This is a genomic window from Bacillus sp. FSL W8-1127 (genome assembly GCF_038006725.1).
Lineage (GTDB): Bacteria > Bacillota > Bacilli > Bacillales > DSM-4216 > Bacillus_O > Bacillus_O smithii.
In genome coordinates this window covers 1067033-1089659 of the sequence record NZ_JBBOVU010000001.1, presented here as the reverse complement: position 1 = coordinate 1089659, position 22627 = coordinate 1067033, and the positions used below count along the sequence as shown (strand labels likewise).

Below are 22627 nucleotides of genomic sequence, written 5' to 3'. Positions count from 1 at the left end.
TAATGACTTCTGCACAAAATTATGGATTCATTAATGATTTTTTCAAAGAGTCTAGATTTCTTTTCATGATTTTCACATAATTAAGACCTTTATCTTGCTCTTCTTTGGTTAAACCTTCTAAAGGACTTAATACCTCCGTTTTCGCACCTACCTCATTCGCCAAAGTCTGAGCTACTTTAGGTGAAGCAATCTCTTCAAAATAAATGATTTTCACCTGATGCTTCTGGGCAAATTTTTTGAGTTCCGCTAATCGTGCCGGACTAGGCTCTTGTTCAGGAGTAAGTCCCGAAATGGGAACTTGTTTCAGCCCATACTCTTTAGCTAAATAACTAAAAGCAGTATGTTGTGTAATAAATTCCTTTTTTGGTGCTTTTTCAAGTGTCGTGCGGTATAAATGATCAAGTTGTTTCAGTTGCTGAATGTATGCTTGACTGTTTTTTTCGTAATAGGCTTTATGTTCAGGATCTTTTGCCACAATGGCTTTCGTAATGTTTTCCACTTCTTTTTGAGCTAATACCGGATCCAGCCATACGTGAGGATCTAAATGAGATCCTTTATCTCCTTCTTCTTCCTCTTTAGCCCCTTTTATCAAAGAAATCCCTTTACTAGCATTCACAAATTTTACATTATTTATACTTTTTTGGAGATCAGGAGCCCATGTTTCCAGCTCAGGGCTGTTATAAATCAGCAGGTCTGATTTTTGAATTTTTTCGATATCTTTAGGAGATGGGTCCCAATCATGCGGCTCCACATTGGCAGGAATTAAAAGATCTACTTGCGCTTTGTCTTTTGTAATGTTTTTCGTAAATTCATACATAGGGTAGAATGTAGTCGCAATATGTAGCTTAGAATCTTTCGAATTAGTTCGGCTTTCATTGTTGCTGCATCCTGCAATCGCTAATGAACACATCAGCAATGACAAGAAAACCATGAATCGGAAGCGTTTCATCCTCTTTTCTCCTTTTTTATTGATTTATCTTAAACGGAATGGATATTTGCAAATCAAAATGATTACGATTTTGTCGTGTTAGAATAATACTATTAGAACTATAGTGTAGTCAAGTAAAAGTTCTAATCTCCATTCTTTTACTTTCTTGAAAAAGAAAAGAACACGATTATTCATTGCAAAAATGTTTTCACTTCTAAATCTTAGTCCATTGAACCAAAGAAAATTACCAGCTTGATTTTTTCACGCCCGGAATCTGACCTTTATGAGCATACTCACGAAAAGCAATGCGGGACATTTTAAATTTTCTTAAGTATCCACGTGGCCGCCCAGTTATTTCGCATCGATTTCTCAATCGCGTTGGAGATGAATCACGCGGTAACTTTCGCAATGCCTCATAATCTCCTTTTTCCTTTAATTCCTTGCGCAGGGCGGCATATTTCTCAACCATTTCTTGACGTTTTTTTTCTTTTACGATCTTTGATTTTTTAGCCATTTTTTTCATCCTTTTAAAAAAATAAGCCTTTTCATCATCCAACATTCATCAATTGATAATTATAATCATTACGATTTACTAGATAAGCTGCTTATTTGCTTATTATGAAAGTATACATACATAATGATCGTTTCAGAACCAGTGCATTGAATCCCTCCTTTTTGTTATAAATCGTAATGATTACGATTTATAACGTATTATAAACGAACTTTGCTGCCATTACAATATATTCTCAAGAAAGATTTTTACGCATACAAACGCAAAGACAACAGAGAAAATGTCTTCCCTCTTATTATTGAAACGTCTTGGCTATTGAATAGCCTAATGGAAAACAACATCATGATTCTTACAAGGAAACAATGACACGTTTAAGATAAAACTTTTATTCATTGTGAATTAACCAATAATAAAAGGCTTGCAGACTGTCAAGCAATTTTGACTTTGTCGACAAGCCGTCATTTTAAAAACCAGATCGAATTCTGCTTTAAACTGTAAGTATTTTTTTAGTTTGAACCCTTTTCTTCTGAAAAAAATTGCTTCTTTAGAGGGCAATGTATAGCGTCTGACAAAAAAGCCGTTCAATATTCCCCTATAAAATGGTAAGAAACACACACCGATTGAACTCATCGTACCGTTAAATCAGCTCTAAATACTCCAGCCCGTATCGAATACCCCCATCATTCACGTGCTTGGTCGTGAAATCAGCAAAAGGCTTTACCTCTTCATTGGCGTTTCCCATCGCAATGCCCATCCCAACATAAGAAAGCATTTCTTTATCGTTTAAACCGTCTCCGAATGCTACCGCATCATCAGGGGATAGTTTCAAGTGCTGCAGCATAGCTGCAATCCCTTTTGCCTTCGATAAATCGGAAGGAAGCACATCCATCGACAACGGATGCCAACGAATAAAAGAAAGATCGTTAAATTTCTCAAGGTAATGAATCTCTTCATGTTCTTGGCAATAGAGCAATGCTTGATAGATACTAGTATCCTTCCAATAATGCGGTTGGAAACCAGGCGACTCCAGCTTGAGAAATTGAAAACTTTCGACTACATGGGGATGCTGTTTTTTGTTCGCATAGCATTCTTTATGGCTCAAATAAACGATGGGATGGTTGAACCGATGGGAATATTGCTCCAATTGTTCCAAACTGGCGGGATGAATCGGTTTTTCAAAGATGACTTTCCCTTTATATACAACGTACGAACCGTTAAAGCTTACAAAAGAATCAATTCCTAATTCTTCAGCAATATGACGAAAATGAAATGGGGCTCTACCAGTCGCAAAAGACACTTCAATGTTTCGCTCTTTCAGCTTTCGAATGGCCTCTTTTGTGTCAAGAGGTATGGTCGAATCTTTATTGACTAATGTGCCGTCAATATCGAAAAAGACGATTTTATAAGACATAGTTTCTCTCCCTACGTATTTTTTGAAAATGGCACTTTTTCACCAATCACGAATTATCTGACCATTTTCATGGCTAAATTCAATCATCCTGCGAACAGAAGCTCCTTCCATTCATTTTATAACAAGAACGCAGCAAGAATGTCCAAACACGACACAAAATTGCCCGTACAGGACTTGTATGTATGTAACCTTCCATTTTAAGCAGATGCCTATAAAAAGAGTTTAATAAATGCTTTATCATTTTGATGATGAGGAGGATTCAATGTCATTATACGCATGAAAAATGACTTGGGTAAGGTTCCTCTAAGCCTATCCAACATATTCGCCACTGTATTGAAGATCTCCTTCATATTTAAAACTTTTCTTTACCTATAAACCTCCCGCTTTTCCCGGGAGGCTGGAAATGGTTTGCTGAATGCGTTCTAAAACGAAAAAATCCTTTGAAACGTCAACTTTCATCAACACCAATCATCGTTCGGGATATCTATAGCTGTCATTTCAGCTATCATTTTCGGCATAATCCATAAAATTTTTTACACCATCTATTTCATATATAAAATAGTACTCATCGCACAGCGTGAGGGTTTTATGATATTCCGGCAAGTCGTCAGTACTTTATCATTCCCGTTCAGTTGGCCACATTTCTTCGTTGTAAGCCATCTCCCAAAACATGTATTCAAATCGAGTCGTGTTCAAGAAAATTTCTTCCAGTCTCGCAAGTTCTGATTCTTGTTTTCCTTCTGCAAGATCATCGAGAAGATGGATGCACCATTGAGCGAGTTCTCCAAATTCTTCCGTGCTGTACATTTGAATCCATTCTCCATAAAGTTCATGATCACTTGCCCCCGGCAAACGGCTTAATTCTTTTCCAATCTCCCAATAGCTCCACATACAAGGAAGTATAGCGGATACAAGTTCCGCAAGCGTACCATTTTGGCCGACATGCAGCATATAATGCGTATAAGCCAGCGTAGTGGAAGAAGGTTTGGCTTTTTCAAGCTCCTCTTCGCTAATGTCAAATCGTTTCGCATATTGGCGATGAAGAGACATCTCCTCATTGATGGTGGAGTGCAAAAGCGCTGAAAATTTCCCCATTGTTTCTACATCATCAGCCTTAACAGCACCCAATGCAAATAATTTTGAATATTGAATCAAGTATAGGTAATCTTGAATCATATAAAATCGAAATTTTCTTGGATCAAGAGAGCCATCCCCCATTTCCTGTACAAAGGGATGAGAATGATTCTTTCTCCAAATAGGTTGTATTTTTTCGTATAATCTTTTACTAAATTTCATCATAGCCACTCCTTTTGTCCATCGGATTTCGTATGACACCATTGATAAATAAAGGTCAACATGACTTTCGTATAATCGACCAATTGATCAATCGATAGATGTTCATTCACAGCATGAGCGTTGTGCAAATCACCCGGTCCATAAATCGCTGTAGAAATACCGGCTTCACCTAGCCATCCACCGTCAGTGACTGTTTGGGACACATCTATGATAGGATCGGTTTTACAAACGTCTTGGTGCGAACGGGCTAACAATTGTACTCCGGGATGCGTAGGATCCACTTCCAGCGATGGAAAAATTTCACCGCGATCTTCAATCATGGAAGTGCCTCCCCATTTAAAAGTGGGGGGATTTTCTCTTAACCACACATCTCCTTGAGCTACCATTTTTAGATGCTCCTCGATTTCTTTTGCAACCTCTTCATAAGATTCATTCGGATAATAATGGACCGTGATCCATAATCGGCATTCATCCGCAATAAAAGCGGCATGTCTTCCGCCCTCAATCACTGCCGGGTTAATGGTATTGGATCCCGGAGGGAATCCCGGATAACTTTTCGTTACGGCCCAATGACGTTCCAGCTCCTGTAACCCCTCTATTACTTTCATCATTTTTTCAATCGCGTTTGCACCAAACAATCTCCCACCGGCATGGATCATGTTTCTTCTCATTGCATCGTGAAACGTTTCTTTACTTTTAACAGTGATCCAGCCGGTAATAACACCGCCTTGTCCTTGAATATGTAAGTCGCTTGTATCTACAACAACTGCAAAATCAGCCTTGTACCCGCGTTTACAGCATTGCAGCGTTCCTGCTTCGCCTACTTCCTCCCCAATAACCGATTGAAAGATGAGATCCCCTGGCAATTCAATCTCTGCTTCACGAAGCATTTGAATAGCAAACAGTGCTCCGGCTAGCCCGCCCTTCATATCTGCAGCACCACGCCCCACTACTACTCCGTCTTTCGCTACTGGTTTAAAAGGATTCACTTCCCAGTCCTCATTTTCATCCACTTCTGCGACGTCAATATGACCATTTACAATCAGACTCTTATAATTTGGGGAGTCCCTTCCTTTTAAAACTCCCACCACATTAGGATCACCGGGATAAACATCCCACATATCAATCTTAAAACCTAGGTTCTTCAAGAATTCTGCCACAAATGATTGCGCTTCTTTTGTATTTCTGGCCGGCGGGGCAGGAGTTCTAAAAGAAATAAGCTTTTTCAATAGATCAATCAATTCTTGTTTTCGTTGATCGACTTGTTCAACAATCCGATGTAAATTTTGGCTCACCGAATACTCTCCCCCTTATATGCATAAAAAAACCACTTCTTGTTCAAAGAAGTGGCGGCGGCATCATCCAATCGAAAAACAAAGCATGTCTTTCGAAAAAGATGACGACAACACCGCTTCCCTACGCTAGTATTACCTAGTTCAGGTGATAAGGGTTAAGGCCATTATGCCTCTCTCAGCTTTTCAAAAGCACCCCTAGTGGTGTATAACGATTCGATTTTATAAAAATTTTTCCGAAAATCGTAATAATGACTATTTTTGTTCATTTTAACATATCAAGACTACTTGTTCAATTGCACAGGAGGATTCGTATGACCTAGCAGCCCCAATATTTTTCCAATAAGCAAACTCTACTCTGATTTAGAATGAAATCCACACTGAAATGGATTATAGAAACCCTTCATCTTAAGAATTTTACGAGCTCACTTTCCCTTCAAAAACCAATTCTTTTAAAGGTTTTCTCGTATTTGGATTTTCACGCTTCTGCAAGTTTTCATCAAGTATTTCTTTTTCGCCTTGATAACCAATAGCAATCACGGCATGTAGATCAAAATTTTGCGGAATATTTAACAATCTGCGAGCCTCCTCTCGATCAAATCCTCCAATGGCATGTGTTACAAGACCGAGCAAAGTGGCCTGAATTGCTAAATATCCCCAAGCAGCGCCAGTGTCGAACGCATGTGCACCATTAGGATCACCATTCTCTCTTTGTTTGTTTGAAGCAACTAGAACAAGAACGGGAGCCTTTTCTGCCCAAGTTCGATTAAAAGGATGAAGAAATTGGTGGAAAGTTGTTAATTGCTCAGATGTTTTCGCCACAATAAAACGCCAAGGCTGGTCATTATAGGAAGAAGGAGCCCAATGAGCCGCTTCAAGTACACTATACAAATCTTCATCAGAAACTTTCCGATCGGAAAATGCGCGAGGAGACCATCGATTTAAAAATAAAGGATTAACGGAATGCGCAGCTTTTCGAAATTCTTTCACTTCATTGTATAGCTGTTCGACAGGATTTACAGTTAAACTCATTTAATATACCCCTTTTCAAATTTAAATGATGATTACGAATCTTCGTTTCTGTTTCGTTCTAAAGCAGTTATAAACTGTCTATTCTTTCAGTCGGCCTATCCGTGCTTAAAAGGCTTAAGGTTCGATAAAAAATTTTTACCGGAATGATCTTTTAGAGGCTGATTTTTGAATATCAGTGACTCGATTTTTTGTAAGAGGAAATCTCTTTTTCTCCGTAATATCCAATTGGGTAATCTCTCCTTCATGTATCGTAATTAATATGGATCCATAATCTAAATTATTAATTGCTGCAAGAATTTCGTTTAGCTTTGAATCGTTATAAGTAGACATAAGGTTCCTCCTCATTCATTATAAATTCTATTATTCTTATTAATTAACTATGTTTTAACGCAATAAAAGTGAAAACATTCATTTTTCTCTTAAGAATACACCGTTGTCGAATAACCAAAGTCTTGCGGGCGTTCTTTCGCAAATTCAATTGAGATAATAGAATCTTCTAACGATCCGTTTGCTTTAGGAAGTATGAAAACATCTATAAAATGACTAGATGGCCAATTTGATTCTTACAGCATAAGCATACGCTTTTATGATTGGGAAAAAGCCAAAACTTAATAAATCAAAGGCTGCCATAATCAAAGAAAACTTATCATTATATTCCCGCCAAGATCCATACTTCTTGAAATCATCATGTATTTTTCTTCAATTTTTTGGCCGCCCAGTTCCCTAATGATTGAATGAGTTGCACCATAAAAATTAATATTACAACGGTAACCATCATAACAGGCAAATCCCACTGTTGATAACCGTAGCGCAGGGCAAGGTCGCCTAATCCACCTGCGCCGACAGCACCTGCCATCGCCGTCGCTCCTATTAAACTAATCAACGCAATAGTCAAACAAAGCAAAATTCCGGATCTTGCTTCACGTATTAGAACTCGAAAGACGATTTGCATCCATGATGCTCCCATTGCCAAATAGGCTTCAATCACTCCAAAATCCACTTCAAGCAAAGCCGTTTCAGTCAGTCTTGCTATATAAGGAGCTGTATAAACGATGAGAGGTACAATTGCCCCTCGAATTCCAATAGCTGAACCCACAATCATTTCAGTAAATGGAATAATCGCTACAATTAAGATAATAAACGGGAGTGAACGAACAATATTAATGATCGTATTTAAGCTATAAAATAGCCATTTGTTTGGTTTAATATGATTGGGCCGTGTTATGACTAGCAAAACCCCAAGAGGAACCCCGATAATAGTTGAAATCACGAGTGAAAAGACCACCATGATGATTGTTTCATACAAAGATTGAGTAAATAATGGAGTCAAGTCTAACAGTCTCTGAATCACTTGGACATCACCTCTAATTCGGCACTCATTTCGGATTTAATTTCCACATGATATACCCTCTGTTTAAGATCATCGATGGCCCGGGATACGGCCTCCTCATCACCGGAAATGGCAAGCAACAAAATTCCAAGAGGCGTGCCTTTGATATGGGTGATAGAACCATATAATATATTGAGTGTAATAGGATATTGGGCAGCTATGGTTCCCAGCACCGGATCAAGAGCAGCGTCTTCTCGAAAAGACACACGCAATATTTTCGAACAAGGCCCATATGCCTCTATTTTTGTGATGATATCCCACGGAACTTCCTCATCAAAAACCGTCCGAATGAAGTTTTTGGTTGCCTGCCGCTTCGGCCTGCTAAAAATATCAAGAACACTTCCTTGCTCAATGACTTCTCCTTTTTCCATTACAGCTACCCGGTCACAAATTTTTTTGATCACTTCCATTTCATGTGTAATAAGCACGATAGTTAATCCCATTTTTTGATTGATCGTAAGAAGTAAGTCAAGAATCGATTCCGTTGTTTGCGGATCAAGAGCGGATGTAGCTTCATCACATAACAAGATTTCCGGATCCATGGCTAACGCACGAGCAATGGCTACCCTTTGTTTTTGTCCCCCTGATAATTGCGAGGGATATTCTCTTGCCTTATCTTCCAATCCCACCAGTTCAAGCAAGTCATTCACTTTCTTTATGATCTTCTGTTTTGGTATGCGATTCATGCGCAAAATTTCTGCAACATTGTCAAATACGTTAAAAGAAGAAAGCAAGTTGAAGTTCTGGAATATAACCCCTATTTTCTTTCGGGAATATCTTAATTGCCGATCACTTAAATCTAAAAGGTTTTCTCCATTTACGACGACGTTTCCGCTTGTAGGTCTTTCCAAAAGATTCATGATGCGAAGCAATGTACTCTTTCCTGCGCCGCTATAGCCGATTACCCCGAAAATTTCTCCTTTATTGACATGAATGGTGACTCCTTTCAGAGCTTCAATTTCTTTTTTTCCTACTTGAAACTTTTTATAAACGTTAGTGAGTTGGATCATAACTTGCACTCCTCTAATCATTTAATTCAAAGGGTTTATTAAAAGTAATGACCACGCCTTTATATTTTTCTTTGATGAACTTCTTGACTTCGTCGGAATTGTATAACTGAACCAACTTTTTGTAAGCAGGATTATTTTTATCTTTCTTATTTGTTGCTACAACATTTACATATTTATCGTCATTTTCTAAAAAAATAGAATCTTTTTTTGGTTCATATCCTGCTTGTAAAGCGTAATTTCCATTAATAGTCGAGGCATCAAGGCTATCTAATGTACGTGCCAAGAGACCAGCTTCTAATTCTTTAAATTTCAGGTGCTTCGGATTTTTTTCAATATCCTGTACGGTTGCTTTATCCTCATCTGTTCCGGGCTTTAATGTAATGAGTCCCGCCTGTTGATAAACATGAAGAGCCCGCGATCTGTTGACTGGATCATTTTGAAGTCCTACTGTAGCTCCATCCGGAATATCCTGAACACTCTTGTATTTTTTAGAATAAATCCCCATAAGCATCGCCACCGTTTTCCCGACTGGAACGATATGAGTGTTATGATCATGATTATATTGTTTCAAAAAAGGAATGTTTTGGTAAACATTCACATCGATTTCTCCTGCTGTCAGTGCTCGATTGGGCGTCATATAATCGTTGAAAACAACAGGTTCAATATTCATTCCCTGTTTTTTGGCTACTTCTTTTACTTTGTTGGTAATCTCCTCAAATGGGCCTGCAGTTACACCGACTTTGATGATATCTTTCTTGCTTCCATTAGTGGTGGTATTCACACTGCAGCCCGCAAGTGAAAACAGTAAAATTGCTACCATTAAAACTGACAATCCCTGCTTCTTCATTGTCTCTCTCCTTCCAAAACGACCTAAACTCCCCTAAAAATGATTCTTTCTACAAAAAAACGACTATTTACGTCATCCTGACATTACTGTCAAGATTTTTCCATTCGTTTTATGACGATCGATTCTATTTTTTAGAAAATCCATCTCTGCATGATAACAATCTATCCTATTTCGTTGTTATGAATAAAAACCTGCTTTGGGGTATTCTTGATGCAGCACCCAGTTTCCAATGTTGCGCAGTTTGTATTCAACAGGGTTATGAAGCGTATGGGTTCGTATGTTGCGCCAAAAACGATCCAATCCATATTTAGAGGCGGTAGATCGCGCCCCTGTCACTTCAAAAATTCGACTGCTAATATCCAAACCTACTCTCCCGCTGAGAACATTTGCTGCAGCCACTAGAATGGCACATTCCCCCCGTTCTTCTTCCGACAAGAAGAATTCCTTTTCCCATATTTCATCCAATTTATTTGCAGCTTTTTCCACCAAGCTTGCAGCTGATTGGATTTCAACCCAAAAATCGCCATACTGGCGAAGTGTAGACGGATCCTCGGATGCTTTTTCCACTCCAGAGGTATACCAAGGTCGTGATTTAGTTAAAGTATATTGTTTTGCATCTGCTACAGCTCCCTCTGCACTTCCTACAAATACATTGGCTAAAATGCTTTGGGACAGAATCGGATTGATGGTGGCAAAAACGCTATTTGCGGAATCGGAGGTGCCTAGTATTTCATGATTTTCCACTATCACATCTTCAAAGCTAACAGTTCCACTGCCTGTCTGACGTTGGCCTATACTGTCCCAATCATCATGAACAGTGACCCCTTTTCGAGAAGTGGGAATGATTCCATTAAAATATTCATTTGTGTCCTGATCGCTCCAAGAAATTAAGAGAAAATCAGAATCCGGTGATCCCGAGCTGAAATTTTTTTGTCCATTAATAATCACTTGATTTCCAACCCGTTTACCAATGACCGTTCGTTGCAATGGATTGGACGAATTTCCCCAAAAGTAGTTGTTCTTTGCTGTAATCGTATAATAATATTCCTTTTGTTCCGGCGTGCCTTTTAAATGAGCTCTCACTAAAGCTAAAAAGTGATATCCGTACAAATGAGCAATCGACGCATCAACTTTTGCCCATTCTCTGACGATTCGAAGTACTGTAGACCACGGTTGCCCTTCTCCTCCATATTCTTTTGGAATAAGCAATTTCAATAAACCACTTTCTCTAATTTTGTCTCTTTGAACTTTTGGTGTTCCCCCTGCTTTATCACGTTCCACCGCATCTTTCGCAAACTCCTGTGCAAGTAAATTCGCCTTTTCTAAATAGATATTGGAATCTTTTACAACAGCATCCATGTTATCTCGCTCCTTTAACCCATCATTACTTTTGAAAATTCGATCTAATGAAATGTATTCAACCGTTCACGCGATTTGTTATCAGAAGATTAAGATTTCTTTTTTTTAACGATAAAGTTGTTTTGCAAAGCCACATTGCTAGTTTAAAAGATTAGTGCAGACACATTGCAGGGATTGTGGATGAAACGATCTTTTCCTTACTTTTTCGATTGCGAAAAAACTGTTCGATAAGCCGCACCTGGATGCTCATCTTTTAAGCGTGCCTGTCCTTTTCCAAACAACTTTTCCCGATAGGTTCCTTCCTCATATTCGGTTTTAAAAAGACCCCGTTTTTGTAGTTCAGGCACAACAAGATCCACAAAATCTTTAAATGTTCCTGGCGTAGTAGCATAGGCAATATTAAAACCATCGATTCCTGCCGTTTCAGTCCAATATTCCAGAGCATCTGCAATTTGTTGAGGCGTTCCTATTTCTACAGGTCCCATTCCCCCTATTCCAACAAAATTTGCCAGTTCGCGCACTGTCCACTTTTTATTCGGATTGGCTTTCGTGAACTTTTCCACCGCTGATTTAATGGCATTTGTTTCAACATATTCAATGTTTTGATCCGGATCATATTTGGAAAAATCAATACCGGTCCATCCACCAAGCAGCGCAAGAGCTCCTTCATAACTAATATGTTTGGACAATCGACTATATTTTTCCCATGCTTCTTCTTCTGTCTTTCCGACGATGGGGGTGAAGAGATTAAAAATTAAGATATTCTTAGGATCACGCCCATATTTTTTGGCTCGTTCCCGTATATCTTTTACATAAGGTGCCGCAGTTTCTATACTCGGAAAACTAACAAATATGCATTCAGCATGTTTAGCCGCGAATTCCCTTCCTCTTGTCGACGCGCCAGCTTGATAAAGGATAGGAGTTCTTTGTGGGGAAGGTTCACAAAGATGGATTCCCGGTACTTGAAAATATTTGCCTTGATGATGAATCTCGTGTACTTTATCAGGATCGGCAAAGATTTTATTCTTTGTATCCTTTATAATCGCATCATCCTCCCAGCTTCCTTCCCAAAGCTTATAACAAACATCCATGTATTCATCCGCTATTTCATACCTTTGCGCATGATGAAGTTGTTCATCGAGGCCTAAGTTCTTTGCTGCACTGTCTAGATAGGACGTAACAATATTCCATGCGATGCGCCCGTTTGTGAGATGATCCAAAGTCGACATTCTCCTTGCGAACGAATACGGATGTTCATAAGTCGTGGAACAAGTAACGCCAAACCCGAGATGTTTCGTCGCATAAGCCATAGCGGAAATAAGTAGAATGGGGTCATTTACGGGTACTTGCGCTCCTTGGCGCACACAAGCATTTTTGCTATTTTGATAGACATCATAGATCCCCAATACATCGGCCAGAAAAAGACCATCAAATTTTCCGCGTTCAAGTAATTTCGCAAGCTCTACCCAATACTCAAGATCTTTATAGCGATCCGCTTCGTCTTCTGGATATGCCCATAAACCCGGCGACTGATGAACAACACAATTCATCTCAAAAGCGTTTAAATAAATCCTTTTCCCCATATTCTTCACCCTTTCTTTCTAGGTCGTATAGCGGCTTCCACACTTCCGCAGGAAGAAAATAATTGAAATTTCCGTAAACGAAAGACATCTACGTTTTCACTTTTTAAAAAAGAAAACCCCCTATGTTGCCATTCTGATCCTTGCGGCAAATTATAGGAGGTTCTGGTTGTCCAGTCACCTATCAATAGAAAAAATGAAAATAATAAGGATTCTTTTCTGTTTATGGCTTGAAATCGGCCAGTGATTTCATTTGGAAAATGCCAGTTGTGTCTTGATATCTCGCTTGAATTATTTAGTATGAAAAAATTCAATCAATTTTTTTGTAAGTCCCCCATTTCCAAAACGGATAAATTTATGCTGCCCGGATCCATTTTCTGTCTCCCTGACAAATTTAAGAAAAGCTAATATATAGATTCGTCGAGAAATAATCTCTTCCAACCCATGTTCATAAAACCAGTGATCAATGGTGTTATAGACCCCTCTATTGATGCCGTATTGTTGATGGCACCAATGAAAAAAACTCAAATCCGGCATATTTAAATACTTGTTCTCCCTTAGGGAGTTTTTCTTTTCTTTTCGAACGGGTGGCTCCCAATAGATTAGATTATTGTTTGGCATATAGATTTCCTCCCTAATGTAGTGATTAATAAGCTAAAGAGATTCAAATACGCCTTGTAAAAAGGAACTCAGATGTTATGCTGGAATACTATAATCAATACTATTCTTATCGGAATTAATTGATTTATTTTTCTAAATATTAGCAACAGACCATTTAAAAGTCAATACCTTAAAGTTTTATTTTCATTTTTTCCATTCTATATTAAAAACCAACTTGATTTATAGGAATAATGTGTTTAAAATAAATCTCAAACTTTATTGGAAAGGAGTAAGGAGATGAGTATTCGGGAATACAAGATTCATTCCAGACAGGATATTATTGACTTTGTCAATTCCAATCCCGTCACCCCAAAAGGAAAGAAAATTATTTTAGTCGCATTAGGAGGGATTTTTGTAGATGCCTATGATTTCACTAGTCTGGGCATTGGAACAGATCAATTAAAAGAGCAATTTCATCTCTCCCCCACGGAACTGGGGAGTCTTACAGCGATCATGGCTTTAGGTGCTTTGTTAGGCGCTACACTCGGAGGATATTATACAGATAAGTTTGGAAGAAATAAGATGTTTCTTATAGACTTGTTTTTTATGGTATTTTCTGCTTTAGGAGCAGCACTTTCCCCTAATTTATTCTGGCTCGCCATCTTCCGTTTTTTGATGGGGATAGGCGTCGGGTTAGATGTGCCAGTTGCTTTAAGCTTTATTGCTGAGTATAGCAATTTGAAGAAGAAAGGACAGTATGTAAACTTGTGGTGCCCGTTATGGTACTTAGCCGCCACCGTTACAGGCTTCGTTGTTTTCCCTTTTTATTTTTTTGAACAACAAGAAGACGTTTGGAGATGGTCGGTTGGTTTTGGAGCAGTAGCCGCTCTTATCGTCTTGATCACAAGATATCTGTTCATGAATGAAAGTCCGATGTGGGCAGCCTATCACTTGCCTCTAAAGGATGCAGCAAATGTTTTGGAGAAAACTTATAAAATAAAAGCTGTGATTGTTCCCAACAAGGACCAAAACCTTGAAATTCCTGCAAAAAAACTATCGTATAAAGCGATTTTCCATGGAAAATATAAAATACGTACATTATTAGCCTCTGTAATAACTTGCACACAAAGCATGGAATATTTCGCTGTTGGTTTTTATATCCCTACCATTTCTTCTATGATTTTTGGAAAAGATTTGATTTACGCCATTATTGGGACGATATTTTTTAATATATTTGGGGTCATAGGGGGATTTACTCAATCATACCTTACAGAAAAATTAGGAATTCGAAGACTTGCGATTATAGGTTACGTTATCGCTGCGGGCAGTTTATTGACCTTAGGTATAACGGGTAATCAATTCTCTGTCATATTACCTACAATTTTTCTCGCTTTATTTATATTTGGTCACTCTTTTGGTCCAGGTTCACAAGGAATGGCGATGGCGACTCTTTCCTATCCTACGGAATTGCGTGGTTTAGGAACGGGCTGGGGACAAGGTACAACCCGTGTCGGAAGTATATTAGGCTTTTTTATATTTCCTGTCGTCCTGTCTTTGGTAGGTTTTCAAACTACCATCCTTTTCTTGACAATTATCCCCACGATTGGATTGATCGCAACCGTTTTAATAAAATGGGAACCTATCGGAAGAGATATCGAAAAGGAAGCAGTTGAAAACACAATCTTACCACTAAGTGAAGGGAAAGCTTTTTAAAGGAAGTATCTAGTTTTCATAATACCAGCAGATCGGCATTGTCTCATTTGCAGACAGATAATTAGGAATATTCCGTTTTTTAAGCGATATTATGATGACGCTCACTAGTGTTTGAGGTGCTGAGGCTGTATAACATTTGGGGAATGGAAGATTCACGTTTTAGATTTAGGATGGACATCAAGATATCCATTCCCCTTAGCGTAAAGTTTCTCATTTGCTTTATGACCATATTATTTCAAACAAAAAAATATATATAATCCCATGTTATTGGCTTATCCTTGTTTTTTACAATAAAAAAAGCATGTAGACAAAGCTTTAAGTGCTTCGCTTTGTCTGCATGCTGATCTGTCCGTCATATGGATGCATTTGTAGGACTAAAACTTCTTCTCATTTATTCGTCTTGCAAGAAAGCGTTTTTCTAAATTTGTCCCTATTCTTTTCTAATTGTTCTAATTCTCTTTTCGTTATATTGTTTTTAGATTCTTCCATGAATCTTTCATAAGAAACAAATTTTCTTAACAGCATAACTTCTCCTTTCTATGTATTATATGAATATAAGAAAGAGTGAACCGATCATTGCTCATAAAATTCTATAAACTGTCTATTTGGCAAAAAAACACATTCTTTTTATCGCTGCTGCAAATTCCAATGAAATGGATCTTCCAATAATTTCCAATCACGATCAAACTCATCAGGAGTTAGAAGGCATTTATCTAAATCTTCTATCAATTCAGGTGGGTTTAAATCTCTACCTATGAAAACAAGTTTCGTATGTCTATCTCCAAACTGAGTATCCCAATCATCTAATAGTTGAGGCTCTTCTCTAAAAATCTGTTCTTGTTCCCGCTTAGGCAGGGAGGCTACCCAATAAGAAATAGGTTCTATGGATACAGAAGGACCCGCCTGCGACAGCAGCAATGCCAAATCATTTCGAGTTGCACACCAGGCAATCCCTTTCGCTCTCACGATATTTTTGGGCATAGAGTGTATCCAATTGTTAAATCGTTCTGAGTGGAAAGGAAGACGCCTTGCATATACAAAAGAAGAAATGCCATATTCCTCTGTTTCCGGTGTGTGATTTTGATGTCCACTTGTTAATTCTTTTATCCAACCAGCGGAAGAACTTGCTTTTTCAAAGTCAAATAGACCCGTATTTAATATCTCATTTGGTCTGATTACTCCATTGATCGTACGGATGATTTTAGCATCCGGTTGGAGAGTTTTCAGTACATTTTCAAGTATGTCCAAATCCTCTTTCGTCACAAGATCACATTTATTGATGATCAGAACATCACAAAATTCAATTTGATCAATCAGTAAGTCTGCGATTTCTCTCGTATCGTTTTCTCCTACCGCTTCCTTGCGATCCAGTAAACTGTCGTCTGATTGAAAATCGTGCCAAAAACGATAAGCGTCTACTACTGTTACCATAGTATCTAATCGGCAAAATTTAGTTAAATCAATTCCCATTTCTTCATCAATATAAGAGAAAGTTTGGGCAACTGGTACAGGCTCACTAATCCCGGTAGACTCGATGAGAATATAGTCGATGTTTCCTTCGTTAGCGATTCTCTCAACCTCTATTAATAGATCTTCTCGAAGTGTACAACAAATACAGCCATTAGACATTTCAACAAGCTTCTCATCCGTTCGAGACAACCCTCCACCCTGCTTTACCAGATCTGCATCTACATTAATTTCGCTCATATCATTTACTATTACGGCAACTCTTAAGCCATCCCTATTGTTCAAAATATGATTGAGTATCGTGGTTTTGCCAGAACCTAAATACCCGCTCAATACTGTAACCGGTATTTTCTTTTTATTCATCATCATTCCTCCTGAACATTGAAAATGATTTGAAGCGTTCTTTTCGACCAATAAATTCAAAGAAACGAATACTTTATTTTACATTTCGTCGCAAGAACTGTTTATTGATAAGGAGATTACCATTGTTGCCGTTTTAATTTATAAATGAAAACGCGGGATTTTTTCTAAACCATTAATCCGTTTATCATTATTTTTGAACGGTAATGGAAGCTATAGCATCATGCAGATGAATAGATTCCTCATTTCTGCATTCGATTGTAAACGATTCCATCCACTCTATTTCGTAAAGATTTGCCGCCACAAGACGTACCATATCTTCTACAAAACGCGGATTTTCATAAACTTGTTCGGTTACTATCTTTTCATCTGTTCTCTTCAATACAGGATGAATACATGCACTCGCATTAGATGCTGCTGCATGTAATAAAACTTTCTTCCAGTCCGTTTCATCTTGATAACGAGGTGAAAGTTGAACCTCATGGCCACATATCCCCGCTGATTATGGGCCCCGTACTCACTTATTTCTTTTGAACAAGGGCATAACGTTGTAATTCCGCAAGTTAATGCCGCTTCATTTGTAAAGCCCGATTGCTGATGGTATTGAGTCACCATTTTTGCATGGGCATGGTTAAGACCTGTTCACTCCGAAGAAGGTCCTGTACGTTCATAAAACCACGGGAAACTCACTTCTATTTTCGTATCTTTTTGCTCTATTCGTTGTGACAACTCTCGTGCAAAATCATGTAAAGTAGAAAAATTCAACGTAAATCCTTTATGCCTGTATTGTTCTAACTGTTCCATAAACCGACTCATGTTGTTCCCTTTCTGGTTATGCGGTAGACTGGAAGTTAAAGAAAACGTCGCTATGGTCGTTTGTTGTTTCGGAGACAGTAGACTATTTACGTTAACAGGCAGTTTTACGTTGCTGATACCAACTTGATCGATAGAAATTAAGAAATGATTCTTTTGACTTTGTATATCTACCATCTCGTGTTTTTGAGTTGGTTTTATTTTTGTACCCGGTGAGACAGATCCAAACAATCTATGCCTTTCTTTTTTTGGCGGAAGTTGAAAATTCATGTTTTCACCCTGTCTTGCGATGATGGTAAAGCGATGTCGTCTTTTCATATAATTCCCACATAAAGAAACATCCTAGCGATAAGAGAATCGATACTACGTTCATTTCTTGAAAAACTGAGTTTGACGTTATTTCGTTTCCCGATGCAATGTATATCTTTTTAAACGCGGTGAATACTTTCTTAATTCTAAACGCTCTGGATGTGTACGTTTATTTTTCGTAGTAATATAATTTCGATCTCCAGTTTCTGTGCAAGCTAATGTAATTTTGACTCTCATTTTCTCTCCTCCTTTAGGTTAATAAGATGCTAAAAATGGTGGAATTGGATCCTTAAATAAAGACCAATCTTGTTGACTCTCTTCTTCCGTTAGCAAACACTGATCCAACGATTGTTCAATGGCTAATTGGTTCATATGAATACCAATCATGACCAATCCCGTCATTCGATCACCTTATGTTTCACCCCAACTTATTTGAATACTTTCTCCATAATTGTCCCATCCACTACGTAGAAATACTCTTTTTGATAATCGAAATCATTACGATTTAATGATTGTCACGATACCCCCAGTTTGCTGAAAATACGGTTTTGCCTCCGGCTCTGCCAAATTCCCCTGCTAATCAAAAATTTTAAAAGAAACATCTCTTCGATCCGATCGTTCCTTATCTAAGTAAATGCGGCTTTCTGTTGCCTTTAGCTGTATGAATGAATTTTATCTATTTGAGACTCCCCCCTCTTTTTATCCAGCAACCATTCCCAAAATCACAGTATCGCCAAGTAAATGTTTATGTATTTGGGCACTTATTTTTTCCAAACGATACTTCTATCTTTGGAATGTTTTCATTGGACTAACCTGTTTATTCCACCAATAGATAATTGATCCTTACTAGCACATTTTAAAACGTAATGATTCCGATTTGCAAGATAAAAATGAAAAAATGTGAAAAATTTCATAAAAAGGTATGGTACATCTATAAGATCGGTTCCACTTACATAAAAGATATGATCATTAAAAAATGAATTTCTTTCAACGAAGAGATACGATTTCGATTCCGTGGATCGAATACTTTTATGAAGCATATAACGTTCTATTTCTACCACTCCTATTTTCCTATCGTTTTGAAGCAGCTGCTCACCTGTCTTATGAACAGAATAAATATAATTTTCCAAATTCATACTATTAACGTTTTCCCCTTCTAAACCATATCAAAAAAGGAAAAGATACTGCCAACAGTGAATGGTCATTAAGAATGAGTGATTACTCACTTTACAAAATCCTTTTTTCCGTTTAGTATAAAAGTGAGTAATCACTCAAGAAAGGAAGGAGACTCTATGCCCGAAAAACCGTGTATTTCTTTGGAACACGTGTCTAAACGTTTTGGGAAAAAGAAAGTCATTGAAGATGTATCATTAGAAGTTTTCAGAGGGGAAATTTTTGGAATGCTTGGACCTTCTGGGGCTGGAAAAACGACAATTGTCAAAATGATCGCTGGAATCGATGAACCTACCGAAGGAACGATCGATGTGTTGAATACAAAAATGCCAAACCTTCATGTCATGAAACAAATTGGTTTTATGGCACAGTCTGATGCCTTATACAATGAATTAACAGCCCTTGAAAATTTACAGTTTTTCGCTTCTATTTATGGATTAAAAGGGAAAAAGCAAAAGCAGCGTATCAACGAAGTCATGCAGCTGGTGAATTTAACAGATCATTTAAAAAAGAGCGTCAGCCAATTTTCCGGTGGGATGAAGCGGCGTTTGTCACTTGCCGTTTCTTTATTACATGAGCCGGAAGTTTTAATCCTAGACGAGCCAACAGTCGGAATTGACCCATTGCTTCGCCAAGCCATTTGGGATGAACTGGACCGAATTCGACAAAACGGAACAACGATTGTCGTAACTACTCACGTCATGGATGAAGCAGACAAATGTGGACGTCTTGCCATGATTCGCGACGGTCGCCTCATCGCGTTAGGCAGTCCGGAGGAATTAAAGAACCGGACGAATTCTCGAACCATTGAAGAAGCATTTTTATATTTTGGAGGTGCACGACAATGAGAGTCCGCGCGATCGTCATTCGTATCATTCGCCAATTTTTCCGAGACAAACGTACACTTGCGCTCATGATTGTGGCTCCCATGTTTATCCTTTTTTTAATGAATCTTGTGTTTAATGGAAAAGATTATAAACCAACGATTGCGGTTGATCCCAACGTTCCTGAAGTTGTTGTTGAGAAGTTAGCCAAACATGATGCGGATGTTAAAGAAATGACAAAAACGACCGCTCATCATCAATTAAAAACGCAGCAAGTGGATGCTTTTATGGAAATGGATAAGGGAGCTCCAAAGATGACGTTAGAAGGAAGCGATCCCAATGTGAATAAAGCTGTCCTTTTGACGGTGCAAAAAGCGATGCAAGAATTAGCTCCTCAAACACCATCCATGCATTTAAAAACGTCTTATTTACACGGTTCAGAAGATATGGCGTTATTCGATTATTTCGGACCGGTGTTAATCGGCTTTTTCATATTCTTTTTCGTATTCTTAATCGCAGGTGTTTCTTTCCTTCGCGAGCGCACAGGAGGAACATTGGAACGAATACTAGCCACTCCTTTAAAACGTTGGGAAATCGTAGTAGGGTATGTCATCGGATTTGGGATTTTTACCACTTTTCAGGCGAGCTTAATCTCTTGGTTTGCGATTGATATTCTTGACATGATAATGGAAGGCTCATTCTTATACGTCCTTTTTATTACATTTTTATTGGCCATGACCGCTTTAACTTTGGGAACGTTGCTGTCTGCCTTTGCTAATAATGAACTGCAAATGTTTCAATTTATACCGTTGGTCATTGTCCCGCAAATTTTCTTTTCCGGGTTGTTTAACCTAGAAACCATGCCAGAGTGGCTTCGTTCATTAAGCGTTGTTATGCCTCTCACATACGGAGCGGATGCGCTTCGGGAAATTATGATTCGCGGCAACGGCTGGAATGAAATTGCCCAAGACGCCTATGTATTACTTGGCTTTTCCGTTTTGTTTATGATATTAAATGTGATAGCATTAAAAAAATACCGAAAACTGTAAGGGGTAGTATGAATGAACGAGCAACAGTGGATCAAAGAGCTGTTGAAAGTGAACGGTGAAGATGTCAAACTGAGCGAAAAGCAAATAAAAATTTTAGAAGCGGCCATTGAAATTTTCGCTGAAAAAGGATATGCCTCTACTTCGACGAGTGAAATCGCCAAAAGGGCAGGCGTGGCTGAAGGAACGATTTTTCGCCATTATAAGACGAAAAAAGACTTATTATTAGCGATTGTGAATCCAACACTGATTAAATCCGTTGCTCCGTTTTTGGCAAAGGAATTTGTGAAAGAAGTATTTGAAAACGAATATCAACATTTCGAAGATTTTATTCGAGTGCTTCTCAAAAATCGTTATGATTTTGTTAAGAAATATTTGCCTGCAATTCGTGTATTCTGGCAGGAAATTGCATTTCTTCCTGAAATCAAGGAGCAATTGCAGTTTATTTTTACGAAACATGTGTATGAGAAGTTTAAAAAAATTATTGAACATTTCCAAAAAAAGGGAGAGATTGTCATGATCCCTCCAGAGTCTGCCATTCGGATGATCATTACAACCATAGTTGGATTTTTCATCACTCGGTTTATCGTATTGCCGCATCACAACTGGGATGATGAAACGGAAAAAGCAGAAATTGAACGAACCATTCAATTTTTGATGCATGGGCTTCAGCAAAAATAAAAGGACCGTGAAAGTTTATCACAAATGACAAAAACAAAATCTTTTCACTTATGACGATCCTTCCATTCTTATTTAAAATCAAAAGAAAAACGGATCTTGCATAAAGAAAGGCTGGTTCAACATCGCTAAAAGAGTATTGAACCAGCCTGTTTTTTCATATATCGGGTGTGGAAGCAAAAGCCTGATGGTTGAAATTAGAATGTATGAGCTAAATCTTTTGCACGAGCAATGGCTTTTTCTTTGATTTCTTGCGCTTTTTCAGGCATAGCATTTTGTCCTTCAATAAATAAACCTTCAAAAGAAGGAACACCAAAGAAATTCATTACCGCTTGCAAATAACGATGACCCATTTCCATATCGGCTGCAGGGCCTTCTGAATAAATACCGCCCCGTGCTTGGATATGTAGTGCTTTTTTGTCTGTTAGCAAACCGATAGAACCTTCTTCGGTGTATTTAAATGTTTTTCCAGCTACTGCAACCGAATCAATGTATGCTTTCATAACGGGCGGGAAAGAAAAATTCCACATTGGAGTGACGAACACATATTTATCAGCGGCTACAAATTGGTCGCATAACTCAGCGAGGCGTCCCACTTTTGCTTGTTCATCTGCAGAAAGTTCTTCAAATTTTTTTCCAGAGCGAAGTTTTTCCCATCCGTTTAATACATCCGCATCAATTTGTGGGATATTTTCTTTGTAAAGGTCAATGTGTATAACTTCATCATTTGGATTTACTTCTTTATAAGTGTCGATAAACGCTTTTCCTGCAGCCATGCTGAAAGATTTTGTTTCATCAAATGGATGTGCAGTAATGTATAAAACTTTTGCCATTATGTTTCCGCCTTTCTTTTGTTGTGATATTATTAAAGATATTTTATTGTTGTCTTAATGACAACAACATCATACAAAAGATTTTTTCTTTAAATTAAATATCTTTAATTCGAGATTATAATACCTTAATTTCATTTTTTTGTCCACCAATTTTT

21 protein-coding genes, 1 pseudogene and 1 riboswitch are annotated in these 22627 nt (G+C 38.1%); of the genes and pseudogenes, 4 read left to right on the top strand and 18 right to left on the bottom strand.

The genetic code is table 11. The features are described 5' to 3' along the window. Positions 1–19: 19 nt before the first annotated feature. From NST12_RS05210 to NST12_RS05150, 13 genes are all read right to left on the bottom strand, one after another. Positions 20–949 carry a metal ABC transporter substrate-binding protein gene (locus NST12_RS05210; RefSeq protein WP_341100499.1) on the bottom strand — a complete coding sequence of 310 codons (930 nt, stop codon included), beginning with the start codon at positions 947–949 and terminating at the stop codon, positions 20–22. Between the two features lie 223 nt (positions 950–1172). Further along, positions 1173–1442: a 30S ribosomal protein S14 gene (gene rpsN, locus NST12_RS05205; RefSeq protein WP_048622964.1), complete on the bottom strand. Its 270-nt coding sequence runs from the start codon at positions 1440–1442 to the stop codon at positions 1173–1175. 634 nt (positions 1443–2076) lie between these two features. Beyond that, entirely contained in the window at positions 2077–2850 is a 774-nt protein-coding gene (locus NST12_RS05200) for a Cof-type HAD-IIB family hydrolase (protein WP_341100497.1), read from the bottom strand. Positions 2851–3468: 618 nt separating this feature from the next. Beyond that, positions 3469–4146, bottom strand: a complete 678-nt coding sequence (tenA, locus tag NST12_RS05195; protein WP_341100494.1) for a thiaminase II — start codon at positions 4144–4146, stop codon at positions 3469–3471. Then, complete coding sequence (locus NST12_RS05190) at positions 4146–5441, bottom strand: acetylornithine deacetylase (RefSeq protein ID WP_327796562.1); 1296 nt, start codon at positions 5439–5441, stop codon at positions 4146–4148. Before NST12_RS05190 ends, tenA begins: the two co-directional genes overlap by 1 nt. A gap of 101 nt (positions 5442–5542) precedes the next feature. Beyond that, positions 5543–5648, bottom strand: a riboswitch (TPP riboswitch). Between the two features lie 207 nt (positions 5649–5855). Beyond that, positions 5856–6470, bottom strand: coding sequence for a nitroreductase family protein (locus NST12_RS05185; RefSeq protein ID WP_048622961.1), 615 nt, complete (start codon positions 6468–6470; stop codon positions 5856–5858). 135 nt (positions 6471–6605) lie between these two features. Then, the gene (locus NST12_RS05180) at positions 6606–6800 is read right to left on the bottom strand and encodes a YezD family protein (RefSeq protein ID WP_048622960.1); all 195 of its coding nucleotides are present in this window, start codon (positions 6798–6800) and stop codon (positions 6606–6608) included. 355 nt (positions 6801–7155) lie between these two features. Next, the gene (locus NST12_RS05175) at positions 7156–7758 is read right to left on the bottom strand and encodes a methionine ABC transporter permease (RefSeq protein WP_412677248.1); all 603 of its coding nucleotides are present in this window, start codon (positions 7756–7758) and stop codon (positions 7156–7158) included. A gap of 59 nt (positions 7759–7817) precedes the next feature. Beyond that, on the bottom strand, positions 7818–8870 hold the full coding sequence (locus NST12_RS05170) for a methionine ABC transporter ATP-binding protein (RefSeq protein ID WP_327796563.1): 1053 nt from the start codon (positions 8868–8870) through the stop codon (positions 7818–7820). 13 nt (positions 8871–8883) lie between these two features. After that, positions 8884–9717 (bottom strand): MetQ/NlpA family ABC transporter substrate-binding protein, encoded by an 834-nt coding sequence (locus NST12_RS05165; RefSeq protein WP_341100489.1) that lies wholly within the window; start codon positions 9715–9717, stop codon positions 8884–8886. 177 nt (positions 9718–9894) lie between these two features. Further along, positions 9895–11076 (bottom strand): acyl-CoA dehydrogenase family protein, encoded by a 1182-nt coding sequence (locus NST12_RS05160; protein ID WP_341100486.1) that lies wholly within the window; start codon positions 11074–11076, stop codon positions 9895–9897. Positions 11077–11273: 197 nt separating this feature from the next. Then, complete coding sequence (locus NST12_RS05155) at positions 11274–12659, bottom strand: LLM class flavin-dependent oxidoreductase (RefSeq protein ID WP_327796566.1); 1386 nt, start codon at positions 12657–12659, stop codon at positions 11274–11276. 288 nt (positions 12660–12947) lie between these two features. Further along, positions 12948–13277, bottom strand: a complete 330-nt coding sequence (locus NST12_RS05150) for a hypothetical protein (protein WP_244878045.1) — start codon at positions 13275–13277, stop codon at positions 12948–12950. A 276-nt stretch (positions 13278–13553) separates the two neighbouring features. Here NST12_RS05150 and NST12_RS05145 point away from each other — a divergent pair, with 276 nt between their 5' ends. Continuing rightward, the gene (locus NST12_RS05145; RefSeq protein WP_341028862.1) at positions 13554–14969 is read left to right on the top strand and encodes an MFS transporter; all 1416 of its coding nucleotides are present in this window, start codon (positions 13554–13556) and stop codon (positions 14967–14969) included. Positions 14970–15596: 627 nt separating this feature from the next. Here the strand turns inward: NST12_RS05145 and NST12_RS05140 are convergent. The 4 genes and pseudogenes from NST12_RS05140 to NST12_RS05125 form a co-directional block, all read right to left on the bottom strand. Further along, positions 15597–16799, bottom strand: coding sequence for a GTP-binding protein (locus NST12_RS05140; RefSeq protein WP_341100480.1), 1203 nt, complete (start codon positions 16797–16799; stop codon positions 15597–15599). A gap of 187 nt (positions 16800–16986) precedes the next feature. Beyond that, positions 16987–17879: pseudogene (folE2, locus tag NST12_RS05135) on the bottom strand (GTP cyclohydrolase FolE2). A 126-nt stretch (positions 17880–18005) separates the two neighbouring features. After that, positions 18006–18155, bottom strand: a complete 150-nt coding sequence (gene rpmG, locus NST12_RS05130; RefSeq protein ID WP_048622957.1) for a 50S ribosomal protein L33 — start codon at positions 18153–18155, stop codon at positions 18006–18008. 18 nt (positions 18156–18173) lie between these two features. Continuing rightward, positions 18174–18320 (bottom strand): hypothetical protein, encoded by a 147-nt coding sequence (locus NST12_RS05125; protein ID WP_156179221.1) that lies wholly within the window; start codon positions 18318–18320, stop codon positions 18174–18176. An 890-nt stretch (positions 18321–19210) separates the two neighbouring features. On the opposite strand from NST12_RS05125, the gene NST12_RS05120 reads away from it, so the two are divergent. Genes NST12_RS05120 through NST12_RS05110 form a run of 3 tightly spaced genes read left to right on the top strand, consistent with a single transcriptional unit; the run spans position 19211 to position 21642 of the window. Further along, positions 19211–19939 carry an ABC transporter ATP-binding protein gene (locus NST12_RS05120; RefSeq protein ID WP_048622955.1) on the top strand — a complete coding sequence of 243 codons (729 nt, stop codon included), beginning with the start codon at positions 19211–19213 and terminating at the stop codon, positions 19937–19939. After that, positions 19936–20964: an ABC transporter permease gene (locus NST12_RS05115; protein WP_048622954.1), complete on the top strand. Its 1029-nt coding sequence runs from the start codon at positions 19936–19938 to the stop codon at positions 20962–20964. Before NST12_RS05120 ends, NST12_RS05115 begins: the two co-directional genes overlap by 4 nt. A gap of 12 nt (positions 20965–20976) precedes the next feature. Further along, on the top strand, positions 20977–21642 hold the full coding sequence (locus NST12_RS05110; RefSeq protein ID WP_048622953.1) for a TetR/AcrR family transcriptional regulator: 666 nt from the start codon (positions 20977–20979) through the stop codon (positions 21640–21642). A gap of 194 nt (positions 21643–21836) precedes the next feature. Here NST12_RS05110 and NST12_RS05105 read toward each other — a convergent pair whose 3' ends face one another. Continuing rightward, positions 21837–22472: an FMN-dependent NADH-azoreductase gene (locus NST12_RS05105; RefSeq protein WP_048622952.1), complete on the bottom strand. Its 636-nt coding sequence runs from the start codon at positions 22470–22472 to the stop codon at positions 21837–21839. Between the last annotated feature and the right edge of the window lie 155 nt (positions 22473–22627).